Annotated in this window: 8 protein-coding genes; all 8 read left to right on the forward strand. The window is 37.2% G+C overall.

Features of this window, described 5'->3' with window-relative positions; translation table 11 throughout:
* The first annotated feature begins 10 nt into the window (after nucleotides 1-10).
* The 8 genes from NYE23_RS06530 (at nucleotide 11) to NYE23_RS06565 (ending at nucleotide 12,496) form a co-directional block, all read left to right on the forward strand.
* The gene (locus NYE23_RS06530) at nucleotides 11-1,411 is read left to right on the forward strand and encodes an FAD-binding oxidoreductase (RefSeq protein ID WP_341076393.1); all 1,401 of its coding nucleotides are present in this window, start codon (nucleotides 11-13) and stop codon (nucleotides 1,409-1,411) included.
* Nucleotides 1,408-2,706, forward strand: coding sequence for a (Fe-S)-binding protein (locus NYE23_RS06535; RefSeq protein WP_341076395.1), 1,299 nt, complete (start codon nucleotides 1,408-1,410; stop codon nucleotides 2,704-2,706). Before NYE23_RS06530 ends, NYE23_RS06535 begins: the two co-directional genes overlap by 4 nt.
* A gap of 625 nt (nucleotides 2,707-3,331) precedes the next feature.
* The gene (locus tag NYE23_RS06540; RefSeq protein WP_341076397.1) at nucleotides 3,332-4,279 is read left to right on the forward strand and encodes a hypothetical protein; all 948 of its coding nucleotides are present in this window, start codon (nucleotides 3,332-3,334) and stop codon (nucleotides 4,277-4,279) included.
* Nucleotides 4,280-4,581: 302 nt separating this feature from the next.
* Nucleotides 4,582-7,044 (forward strand): AAA family ATPase, encoded by a 2,463-nt coding sequence (locus NYE23_RS06545; protein ID WP_341076399.1) that lies wholly within the window; start codon nucleotides 4,582-4,584, stop codon nucleotides 7,042-7,044.
* The gene (gene mcrC, locus NYE23_RS06550) at nucleotides 7,022-8,056 is read left to right on the forward strand and encodes a 5-methylcytosine-specific restriction endonuclease system specificity protein McrC (RefSeq protein ID WP_341076401.1); all 1,035 of its coding nucleotides are present in this window, start codon (nucleotides 7,022-7,024) and stop codon (nucleotides 8,054-8,056) included. Before NYE23_RS06545 ends, mcrC begins: the two co-directional genes overlap by 23 nt.
* 168 nt (nucleotides 8,057-8,224) lie before the next feature.
* On the forward strand, nucleotides 8,225-8,449 hold the full coding sequence (locus tag NYE23_RS06555) for a hypothetical protein (RefSeq protein ID WP_341076403.1): 225 nt from the start codon (nucleotides 8,225-8,227) through the stop codon (nucleotides 8,447-8,449).
* Nucleotides 8,450-8,855: 406 nt separating this feature from the next.
* A complete protein-coding gene (locus tag NYE23_RS06560) occupies nucleotides 8,856-9,443 on the forward strand; it encodes a restriction endonuclease subunit S (protein ID WP_341076404.1) in 588 nt (195 codons plus the stop codon).
* Nucleotides 9,440-12,496, forward strand: a complete 3,057-nt coding sequence (locus NYE23_RS06565; protein ID WP_341076405.1) for a type I restriction endonuclease subunit R — start codon at nucleotides 9,440-9,442, stop codon at nucleotides 12,494-12,496. The genes NYE23_RS06560 and NYE23_RS06565 overlap by 4 nt, the downstream gene beginning before the upstream one ends.
* Nucleotides 12,497-12,521 lie beyond the last annotated feature (25 nt).

The raw sequence follows: 12,521 nt of genomic DNA on the forward strand, positions 1-12,521 counted from the left end.
GGCCATCAGAATGGATTTATTAATGAAGGAAATAAGAAGCATGATACCTTCAGAACAAATTTTAACGAGTTTGGCTGATCGATATAGTTATAGTTATGATGCTTCATTCGGCACCTATCTTCCTGAAGTGGTCATCCAGGTGAAAAACAAGGAGGAGATTTCTGCACTTCTGAAGCTGGCAAATACATTTAACATACCGGTATACCCAAGAGGACAGGGGACTTCTTTAAGTGGAGGTCCTCTCCCTGTTAAGGGGGGAATGGTTTTAGATATGTCTCAATGGAATGGTGATTTAAAAATTTATCCTGATGATTTGGTGGCTGTCGTATCACCGGGTGTACTGACATCGAACATCAATCAGGATGCAGAAAAGTTTGGACTCATGTACCCCCCTGATCCAAGCAGCGCCCATGTATCAACGATAGGAGGGAATTTAGCGGAAAACTCCGGCGGACCGAGGGGCTTAAAATATGGGGTAACGAAGGATTATGTTATTGGGTTGGAAGTGGTGACACCTGAGGGAGAAATCATCAAAACAGGCGGAAAAACAATTAAGAATGTAACTGGCTATGACTTAACCAAATTGATCGTTGGATCGGAAGGCACGCTTGGGATCATTACGGAAGCAACACTGAAATTAGTGCCAAAGCCTCCAGCATCAAGGACCATGATGGCTGTCTTTGATGATCTTGTCCAGTCAGGCACAGCGATTTCAAAAATATTAACTTCCGGCATCCTTCCGGCCAAAATGGAGATAATGGATCAGTCTTCCATAATAGCTGTGGAGAACTATCAGCCGCTGGGGCTCCCTATTGAGGCAGAAGCCATACTCTTAATAGAACTCGATGGCCACCCTCTGGCTATTGAAGAAGAAATGAAAAAAATTGAGGAGATTTTTGCAGACTTTGAATCTGTGAAAGTGAAAATAGCAGAAAATATGGACGAAGCACAGAGTTACTGGAGAGCAAGGAAGCTGGTTTCTCCGGCTATAGTCAAAATAAAACCAACTAAAGTATCTGAAGATGCCACAGTGCCCCGCAGCAAGATTCCTGATATGTTCCAAAAGCTAAAAGAAATCCGGGAAAAATACGATGTGCATCTCGTAGTGTTTGGGCATGCGGGTGACGGAAACCTTCATCCAAATATTATCTGTGATAAAAGGGATACGGAAGAAATGATCCGGGTTGAAAAAGCGGTTGAAGAGATCTTTAAAGCTGCTGTTGAACTGGGAGGGACACTCTCCGGTGAACATGGAATTGGAACATTGAAAGCTCCTTTTATGGAAATGGAATTAGGTGCAGCCGGTCTTGATATGATGAAACGAATTAAACAAATATGGGACCCGAATAATATTTTAAATCCCGGTAAAATCTTTCCTGAAGAAGGCCAGAAGCTGGTGCTTAGGGAATGAGTACGGGAGCCGGTCTAAAAGACAGATTACATTATAATGAGACGTTTAATTGTGTCCAATGCGGATATTGCCTGCCGGTTTGCCCCACTTACGAAACGATGGAGAGCGAGGTGCATTCGCCGCGCGGTCGCATTAATCTTGTCAAAATGCTGGCAGAAGACAAGATCAAGGCAGAGGATTTGCGGGAACCAATCGAAAAATGCCTGGGATGCCGCGCATGCGAAACTGCCTGTCCGACCAGCGTGCAGTATGGGAAGATTTTAGAAGGTGCCAAAGAAGTTCTGGAATTTGCAGAGCAAAAATCGAAAGCGCAAAAAATAAGTGAATCCTTGATTTTTGATCAAATGTTTCCATCAAAGAGATGGATGAATACAATCGGTAATCTTTCATGGTTTTATCAAAAGTCCGGGCTGCAAAAAATGGCACAAAGAACAGGGATAACTCACCTTGCTCCGCTTCACATGGGGAAATTTGAGTCCGTTCTCCCTGATCTTCCATCTCCCGCAGAAAGGAAAAAAAGGGTTCAAGTCTACAAAGCGTCTGGAACCAGAAAAATCACTGTTGGATTCATTACCGGCTGTGTCATGGATGCCATCTTCTATGAGACGAACAGGAACACAATCGACCTGCTCACCAAGGCAGGAGCTGACGTATTTATTCCTGTAAGTCAGACGTGCTGTGGAGCCCTGCATGCCCATGCTGGAAAAATAGCGGACGCTAAAGATCTTGCCAAACGAAATATAGAGGCATTTGAAAAGGAAGAAGCAGACTATATCGTTAACAATGCTGGAGGGTGCGGCGCGACTCTATTGGAATATGGTGAACTTTTTAAGGGAGACAGCGATTGGGAAAGCCGAGCACAAGCTCTTTCAAATAAGGTAAGAGATATTTCACAGGTGCTATCTGAATTAGATGGTTTGAGCTTTACCAAGGAAGTGAATGGAACCATAACCTTTCAGCCATCCTGTCATATGATCAATGTTCAAAAGGTAAAAGATGAGCCACTATCTTTGTTAAAGCAAGTAACAAGCAAAGGGTACCGTGAAATGAAGGACAAGGAACGGTGCTGTGGATCCGCAGGCATCTATAATATTGTTAACTACGAGGATTCGATGGAGATATTGGATATTAAAATGAAAAATGTGAAAGACACAAATGCATCAATTATTGTAACTTCAAATCCAGGATGCCTGCTGCAAATGAAATTAGGTATTCAAAGGGAAGGGCTTGAGAAGAGTGTAAGAGCTGTTCATCTTGTAGATTTGCTGGTGGAGGCAGGGGCGGTTTCTAAATAATTTATAATTAATAAAGAAGCAACTGTAATAGATTCAACAGTTATCCCTATATTTAAAATTAAGCAGCCTTCAAAAATTTTTGTGGGGCTGTTTCTTTATGTTCTTTAAAAAGTCTCTTTGAGTTAATATTAATTTATTAAGGTGACATAAAAGCGGAGGTTAATAATTGAGGAAACAAGGTTGTCAGGTATGTTTCCAGATTAAAGGTTCAGCAAAAATCGCTATGGGGAAAAAGAGACTTGTGATGCTTACTTAAATGGCAGCACCATAACAAGAATAACATAAGGGACGGTTTTGGATATTGACTATGGAACGCCAGAACCGTCCCTGTTTTTCAAAGATATTGTACTTGAATACTCGAAATGTCACAAAATGCCCAATAGAAAAAGGCCGTGGTTAACAAAAGACCAATTAAAGGAGCTGCAAAAAAAGTGGAGAGTTTTAAATCAAAAATCAAATTAACTAAAGACAGCTTTATTATTGTTGTAACTGACTTAAAGAATCAAAAATTTAAAATGAGACCTTTTCTTCTTTTCTACTATCTAATAGTATATGGGAATTATTTGGGTAAATACTGATTAGCATATAAGGTAAATAAAATAATGAAAAAATAGAAAGGGATTTTATGAGAATATTAATAGAAATTCTAGTAAGAGTTTCAGTATTTTATGATTATTGGATTGAAAATTCAATTACAAATAGGAAATTTAGGAAAGCATATTTTCTCCAAATTATTTACAGTTTAATTTTAACTACACCTATAGGATTGGTTATTTTTTTATTTTTCTCAATAGGGGGGAGTTATCTATGGGACATACAACAAAGTTCTAATCTAGGTTGGCTTTTCTTTACATTATTCTTTTTCATCATATTAAATTTAATCTTATTTACAAATTTTAAAGAGAAAGAATTTAACATAGCACAATTAATTTTAAATTTCTTTTTTGTAATTAGTTATCTAAAGGAGAATAAGAATGGGTTTGGAATTAAAAATGCAATTATTTTTATTATTATAAGTACTTTACTATTAAGTTCGGCTAGTATATATGCATTTTATTTTACATTTCCAACTATCCTTAATGCCAAGAGTGCAATTTGTATTGTAGTGATATGTATTCTACTAAGCACCTTTATTTTTAGTGAATCATCAACTAATGTCTTCCAACGCTCAGTAAGACAGATAGTACTTTTTTTAATGGTGTTTTTAACTTTATTATTTGCTACTTTGTATGAAGTTTTAAAATCAACTAGTGATTTAGGATCCCTTTCAATACCAGCTTTGTTCTTGTTACTTTTCGGTTTGATATTTAATCTAGCAACAATTGGAGATAAGCTTAGAGACTTTTATACGGTGAGTATGGAGAGTTTTGGTATTAAAATAATTGAAATACGCCAGTTCCTTCATGAAAACTATTCATTACAAAAAGAGTTTCACCAAAGTAAAAAGGCATTAGCTGGTTTATACTTTATTTGGAATATTGGTAGTAGAAGAGATAAAGTCAAAATAATTGGTGTGTCTATAATATTTATAATTATTTATGTACTCTTAGTAATATTTTTTATATCCTCTTAAATTAATGTTTTATAAGAGAATTAATTATATATCTTTGTTAGCTAAGGGTTTGTTATTTTCTAGCTTCCTAATTTAGCCAACAGTCTTTGATAGGAAAACTAAAAAATAATTTTATAAAAAGAGAATCTATAATATCTGCGAAAAGGTTTATATAAAGAAAAGCTCAAATAGTCGTTTAAGAATCATTCCCCCATTTTAGAAAGAGGGGAAGTTTTTTTACCCCTCTTAATTTTAGTACAGGTTAACTGGTATACTATTACCATATGAGCGGTAAGGAAGATTTTTCAGGGAGGGAATGGCAAATGGGGCACTGGATTTTTCAGGGTAATCCGAAACAATTTGATGTTGATACATATATAGAAAAAAATGAAGTCGTCGATTGGAATATTCGGCAAAAGCAATTTTTGGATGAGGTACAAGCTGGGGATAAGGTGTTCATTTGGAGATCGGATGGTGGCAATAAAAACACTGGAGGTGTTATTGCATTTTGTGAAATTGTATCCGAGCCATACGAGGATGATGAAAACGATAAGGTTGATCTCAGAATTCTTGAGAAGCGACTGGTTCTAGAGACGGGGATGCTATTACGTCATGAATTAAAAGAGCTTCCTGAAATCACGAATTTAATGATCTTTAGGATGCCGCAAAACACGAACTATAGACTAACGGAAGAAGAATTTGATCGCCTGTACCAGCTATGGGAATCACCAGAGAAATTGACTGAAAAACTAAATATGTCAATTGTTGAGAAATATCTTCATTCCTTTAAAGATCATGCTGAAAATTGGTTTGAAAACAACTCGGATTACTTACAAGAAAGTTATCAATTTTTCAGTCACTTCAAGCAAAAAGACCATTTAAACACAATGGAGTGGGAGGATGTGCAAGAGCTTGGTGAGCACATCAATGCTTTCAGGATGGCACTCGCTAAAAAAAGAGCTTTAGGAAATCCTAATGCATCCATTGAACATTACCGCAATAGTTTCAACTATTTAATTCATGGAACAGAACCGCTTAAAAGACGAATGGACCAATTTGTCCATCATGAAGATTATAAGCTATTTGGCTTTGGCTATAGCGTTGTCAGTGAGCTTATAGGAAATATTTTTCCGGAAGAATTTTGCTTTTATAACCAGAGAGACCGGGTAGCAGCAGAAAATATACTCGAACTAGCTCCTGAATATGCACGAGGAGATACTTTTGGTGAAAAGTTCATCAAATTTCAGGAATGCTTAAAGGAAAATAGAATAGTGGAAAAGTACTTGGAGGTAGTTGGCAAAAAAACCACCCTTCCAATCTTCTATGAAATAGATCAATTTTTCAGCTATCTTTTTGAGAACTTTGGCAAGAAAGAAACTGTTAATGCAGAAGAAGAAACGATTCCTCAGTACTGGCTTTTGGCTGCTGGAGAAGGAAACTTCATGTGGGAGGACTTCAAGGAAAATGAGCATATTGCAATTGGGTGGGATGAATTAGGTGATTTAAAAGATTATGGAAGCAAACGAGAAATAATGGAGGCTCTAAAGGAGCTCTATCAAGTTGACTATAACCCAAGTAATGATGCCCTCGCTAACTATCAGTTTGCCAATGAAATTAGTGTCGGTGATTATGTACTTATTAAACGAGGGACACACAAGCTTATCGGTTACGGTAAGATTGTATCGGAATACAAATTTGATCCTGCAAGAGAATCTTTCAAATCATTACGCAAAGTTGAGTGGATATCACTAGGAGAGTGGGATGTAGAAACACTTCATAGCAAAACCTTAACAAACATCACACCATATGATGAGTACTTGGAAAGGTTGCTTGCTACTATTGGTAAAGAAGGAAAAACGGTATATCCAACCTCAGAGGATAATTCTTCAATAGTAAAGGAAAGTGAAAAGGAAACGATTCCTTACACACATGAACAGCTTCTCAGTGAGGTATTCATGACACAAGATAAACTGGAGGATATCCTTGAAACATTGGATTATAAGAAGAACATAATCCTACAAGGCCCACCAGGTGTTGGAAAAACATTTGTAGCCAAGCGCCTTGCTTATCTTCATATGGGAACAAAAGATGACAGCAAAGTGGAAATGCTGCAATTCCACCAATCCTATTCATATGAAGATTTCATTCGTGGATACAAGCCTAATAAGCAAGGGCATTTCACTCTAAAAGATGGTATTTTCTATTCATTCTGTAAGAAAGCGATAGAAGATCAAGATAACAATTATTATATGATTATTGATGAAATTAACAGGGGGAATTTATCCAAAATCTTTGGTGAGCTCATGATGTTAATCGAGGCAGACAAACGAGGTAATAAATTCGCGGTTAAGCTTGCATACAGCGAGGGAGAAGAAACCTTCTACATTCCCAAAAACCTTTACCTCATTGGAACCATGAACACGGCGGACAGATCATTGGCTTTGGTAGATTATGCATTAAGAAGAAGATTTTCTTTTATCAATTTAGAACCAGCTTTCCAAACAGAGCAATTTCATGATTATTTAATCAACAAGGGAATTAGCCAGGGATTTATTGACAAGCTTATTGCTGGCATTATGGACATTAATCAGGCAATTACAAATGACACGATTAATCTAGGTAAAGGTTATGAAATTGGTCATAGCTATTTCTGCCCAACAACAGAACAGGTAGATGATGAACAAAAATGGTATGAGCGAATCATTCGTCTGGAAATTGCTCCACTATTAAGGGAATACTGGTTTGATCAGGAGGACAAAGTCGATGAACTCCTTGACAGACTCTAAAATACCGATTAAAAACCTATACTATATGCTTTGTTATGCATGGGGGCATCTTGCGGAAAAAGACATGGCCGATGTAGCCCGTGAAGATGAAAAAGACATTAAACACCTTTTAATAAGAATACTCCTTGTAAAGCTCCGCTCGCTCATCAAGCGGGGCTTTTACCGGGAATATAAATCCTATCAGGAGGAAACAGGAACTTTAAAAGGGAGGATTCTCTTTCAGGAATCCATCAACACGTTTTCTTTTAAAAGAGGCAAAATGCACTGTGAATTTGAAGAAATGACGCATGATATTGTTCATAACCAGATAATCAAGTCAACTTTATTCTCACTACTCCAAAACCAGCAGCTTGATAAACATTTGAAAGAAGAGATCCAGCAGCTTTATCCATACTTTGATGAAGTTGCGGTCATTAAACTTAACCTGAGAATCTTTCAGGAGATCAAATTGCACAGAAGTAACCAGCACTACCGGTTTGTGCTAGATATCTGCCGTTTTCTTTATGAATCATTGCTATTAAACGAAGACAATGGCGAATCCCAATTTGCTGATTTTGAAAGGGATGCAAAGGCTATGGCTCGTTTATTTGAAGAGTTTGTGCGTAACTTTTACAAAAAGGAAATGCCAGAGTATAGGGTGTATCGTGAAAATATTTATTGGGATGCTGAAGGGGAAGAGACTAGTTACCTTCCTATCATGCAAACGGATATTTCACTTGAAAGTAGTGACAGAAAGATAATTATGGATACGAAGTATTACCAGCATACTTTAACCCAAAACTTTGGCTCACAGAAATTGATAAGTGGTAATTTGTATCAGCTGTTTGCTTATTTAAGTAATCATAGGAAGGCAGAAGGGAAAGAAATAATGGGGATGCTCCTTTATCCTAAAACTGGCAAGGAATTGATGTTAGCTTATAGAATTAAAGAGTTTTCAGTAAAGATCAATACTGTTGATTTGAACCGAGATTGGTTAAGCATTCATACAAGATTAAAAGGAATTGTAAATTGAAAATCCTAATAATGGTAAAGAATTGGTGTTAGATTATAGATGATGGAGTTATAAGTAAGAATAAATGTTATTGATTTGAACATTATTTGGTTAAGTTTTTCATACAAGAATAAAGAAATTGAAAGTTAAAATTCGTAAATACTATGATCCTAAGGAAGGGTGGCAGAAATGATAAATGTAAATTCTGCTCAAATAATCAGTAATTATACTAAAAATGGAAAAATTTATTATATTGAAATTTTTCATATTGATACTGGTATACAAGCCTTCGTTTCTTTCCAAGAGAACATTAATAAAAATGGGGATAGCATAGTTGGTTCTGGATATCATTCAAATAATAAAAAATTAGCTATTGAAAGTGCAATTTCTAATTTGATGGTTCAATTGAATTAAAAAGTTTACGCAGATGATGCACGTCGAGTGCGTGGCGTTGATAGAGTTGAAATAGCTTGGTATCAATAGGTTTAGTGTTTTTTACCTAAATATTGAAGTGTATTTTATGTTCCCTCGGACCAATCGTTCGGGGGATTTTTTGACCCCTGGGGTCCTACTTTTACGCAGAAAAGAGTGGTAGAGTTTTACGAAAATGGTTTAGCAATTCAGTGGAAGAGGATCCTTTTTGCAGAAGAGTGAAATAAATACATGGCTTGCACAATAGTTCCTGCAGGGTTTTGATGAATGATAATATGTAATATAAAAATATTTCATTTTATCGTTTGACGAAACTGATTTGTTGTGATTTAATATGTAATATAGAAATATTTCAAAAAATACTATCTGTATTTTGGAGGTGATTTATTTGGAGAAAAGAGGATTAAAGGAGTTCGTAAAATTCGTTCCAGGTATAAATCCAACAAGGGCGCAAAAACAGTTTGGTACTCAAGTAATAAATTATTATGACCAGCCGTCTTTTGAAGCTGATTATAACCATGAGGACGTTGTAGTTGAAAATGCGTCAAAACCTTTATATCAAAATAACCTGTCATTAAATGAAGGTGATGTTGTTATCAGTAACTCATTACAGCTTGCAACAATGGTCGGTAAAAATAATGTTGGTAGAGTGTTGTCCCTCAACTTCACAAAAATAGAGTTTGATAGCGAACAACTTGATAAAGGATATTTTCTTTTCTTGTTTAATGCTTACAAAGATGTGAGGCGACAAAAAGAAAGGGAGTTACAGGGGAGTGGTCCTGTTCTAAGAATTCCGCTTCGTGCTCTTGGTGAAATTATCGTTCCTGTTGTTCCTCTCGAGGAACAGAAGAAAATAGGCGCTATTTACTCAGAAACATTGAAGTTGCAAAGCAAGTTAAACCAATACGCAGACTTGATTGGACAGTTTACTAGCTCAATTATAGAAGAGACATTAAAGGGGGGAATGATTAAATGAAAAGTCAATCGGAATTAGCATTTGAAAATGAAGTTATCGATTATTTGACCAAAATCGGTGGAGTAAAACAATGGGAATACAAAAAGGACATCAAAACAACCGAACAACTCTGGGATAACTTTAAAACAATCTTAGAACAAAACAATCGAGCTCGTTTGGATGAACCATTGTCTGTCACTGAGTTTAACCAGGTGAAGAAAATCATCACGGGTATTGAATCACCTTACCAGGCTGGACAATTTTTGTATGGTGTGAACGGTGTTTCTGAAATTGAAGTTGACCTTGACAATGGTAAACATGTGTTTTTGACTGTATTCGACCAAGCCCAAGTGGGCGGGGGGAACACTGTTTATCAAGTAGTAAATCAAATTAAACGGCCAAAAGTAGTGGATGGTAAGCCGAATCGCAGGTTTGACGTGACGTTGCTTATTAACGGTTTGCCGATTATTCAAATCGAATTAAAGAAAGCACTTCACAGCGCTACAGAATCTTTAAACCAGATGGAACAGTATATTGCTGAAAAACAATTCAGCGGTATCTTTTCAACCTTGCAGATTTTAATCGCGATGACGCAGTTTGATATTCGTTACATGGCAAATACCCCACTCCAAAGTTTTAACCGAGCTTTTGCTTTCAACTGGCAAAACGAAGATGATGCTCGCCCTATTCGTTCATGGAAGACGTTTGCTGATAAAGTGTTGTCCATTCCAATGGCTCATGATTTGGCAACACGCTACATGGTACTTGATGGTACAAAAAACAAAGAAAGTATCAAAGTCATGCGTCCTTATCAAGTCTATGCCACAAAGCGTGTGCTTGATAAAGTTAGAAAGTTTGACTTCAAATATGATGATGGTAAATTGGGATACATTTGGCACACGACAGGCTCAGGTAAAACAATCACAAGTTTTAAGACAGCGTGGCTTGCAAGCCGTCTATCTAATGTAGATAAAGTTGTCTTCTTGGTTGACCGAATCGCGCTTACCAACCAAACCGCTGATGCCTATAAAGCCTATGATCCTGTTGCGGGTTTTGAAGGGAAAACTGGTGTGGTGGGTGACACAGCCAATATCTCAGACCTTCATCGCAAACTTACGAAGAAAAGCGATAAGAACATCATTGTGACAAGTATCCAAAAGATGTCGCGTTATGTAGCACGGGACAGCTTCAAGCCACTTAATGAAAATATTCTTTTTATCGTTGATGAAGCCCACCGTTCAACTGGTGACGGCACTGAAAATGAAGGTATGCTCGAAACAATCCGAAAAGCTATTCCTAACTCTGCTTGGGTTGGTTATACCGGTACACCCAAATTCCCTGAAACACGAGAAATCTTTGGTGAACTACTACATGCATATACCATTAAAGAAGCGATTGCGGATAAAAACGTCTTAGGGTTTAACGTTGAATTCAAGGAAACAATCGAGGCTCCCGAAGATCCCACCGAAGATGATATCGATGATAATGTTCGCGGTAGTGTTTACGACTATAGTCCAGAACATGTGAACTTAGTAGTGAAGGACATATTCGATAACTGGAAGAAACGTTCAAATGACCGTAAGTATAATGCCTTATTTACAGTCCACGTGGGAGGTAATAAAGCGAGTACACCAAGAGCGATGGAATACTTCGATAAGTTTGCGGAAGAGAATGCGAATCGTCCTGTAGAACAACGATTAAAAGTTGCGGTGAGTTTCTCGGCAGATACATCCAATAGTATTCATCAACTGAAAACGAACGAAAACTTGCACAGAGCAATCAAAGCCTATAATGAAATGTTTGGCACAGCTTTTGATATGACGACAGTTAAAGCCTACACAGAAGACTTAGCACGACGTTTGAACAAGACAGCTGATGATGGTAACTATTTAGATTTAGTTATCGTTGTTGATCAGCTTTTGACCGGTTTTGATGCTCCTGAGATGAATACGCTCTATATTGACAGAACGCTTAAGGGTGGGAACTTGATTCAGGCTTACTCACGTACAAACCGAATGCATAATCTTGTCGATAAGCCTTGGGGAAATGTCGTGAATTATCGTTGGCCAGAGCAAAACGAGTATGAAATGAATAAGGCTTTTGCTATCTATTCAAATCGTGCATCTGCTGACGAACAGCTTTCACTTGAAGATTTGAAAGAAGGCAACGAAGAGTCTGGTATCATTTCTAAACCATTTAGCAAGGTTCAAGCTGAGATGCAAGAAGTCATCAAGAAACTTTCAACGCTCACAGATGATTTTACACAATTACCACCAAGTGAAAAAGCACAGGATGAAGTCTTTGAGAATTTGAAAGAGTATAATCGCTTGCTTAGTCAGTTGAAACAATATTCCGAAGATGATGACAAAAATCCTATTTCTGCCTATGATAATCCTGAAGAGTTCTATGAACGTTTAGGTATTACTGAAGAGCAGGAAGTAATTTTAACAACTGTAATCGCCGGTGAGTTGAAAGAACGACGTGCTAAGCGAGAAGACATTGATATTTCGCAAGTCAATCTCTCTATGGTTCATATTCACGATGTTACCATCAACTATGATTACTTGATTGATTTGATTGCTCGAATGGCTGACGAAGTTCACGCGAACGATATGTCGAAAGCGGAAAGCACGCGTGATGAAATCCATCTTGAAATTGCCAAGTCAGACAATGAAAGAGAAAAATCTAAGATGCGCAACTTTGTATCTAAGATTTTCTCAAAAGAGTTTGAATTTGATAATTATCCAGCTCCTAGAAGTGTTGAAAAAATGAACCAAGCTATGGATAGAGCACAAAAGGATACTAATATCCAACTTGTAACGAACTTCATCCGTACTTGGGGACTTGATAACAGCACAAAACCTAAGGAACTTGAATGCTTGATTAGGAAACACCGTTTAGGTCAAGAGGATATGGATAAACAAGGTGAGTTAACAGCAATCATGAATGATGCAAGAGCGGATTATAAAGAAATTGCAGTTGAAAAGATTGCAGAATTAACCTGGGTACGATATCGCATTGAATTCCGTAAGGCATTTTATGAAATGGCTGACGAAATTAAGAAGGGAGAATAGTCAATTGATAAAATTATGCAGACTA

This window comes from Cytobacillus sp. FSL H8-0458, assembly GCF_038002165.1.
Lineage (GTDB): Bacteria > Bacillota > Bacilli > Bacillales > Cytobacillaceae > Cytobacillus.

Excerpts from the sequence above, each read along its gene's own strand:
- NYE23_RS06540 (WP_341076397.1), top strand. The coding sequence starts at position 3,332 with ATGAGAATATTAATAGAAATTCTAGTAAGAGTTTCAGTATTTTATGAT.
- NYE23_RS06545 (WP_341076399.1), top strand. The coding sequence starts at position 4,582 with ATGGGGCACTGGATTTTTCAGGGTAATCCGAAACAATTTGATGTTGAT.
- NYE23_RS06555 (WP_341076403.1), top strand. The coding sequence starts at position 8,225 with ATGATAAATGTAAATTCTGCTCAAATAATCAGTAATTATACTAAAAAT.
- NYE23_RS06530 (WP_341076393.1), top strand. The coding sequence starts at position 11 with ATGGATTTATTAATGAAGGAAATAAGAAGCATGATACCTTCAGAACAA.
- NYE23_RS06535 (WP_341076395.1), top strand. The coding sequence starts at position 1,408 with ATGAGTACGGGAGCCGGTCTAAAAGACAGATTACATTATAATGAGACG.
- NYE23_RS06565 (WP_341076405.1), top strand. The coding sequence starts at position 9,440 with ATGAAAAGTCAATCGGAATTAGCATTTGAAAATGAAGTTATCGATTAT.
- mcrC (WP_341076401.1), top strand. The coding sequence starts at position 7,022 with ATGAACTCCTTGACAGACTCTAAAATACCGATTAAAAACCTATACTAT.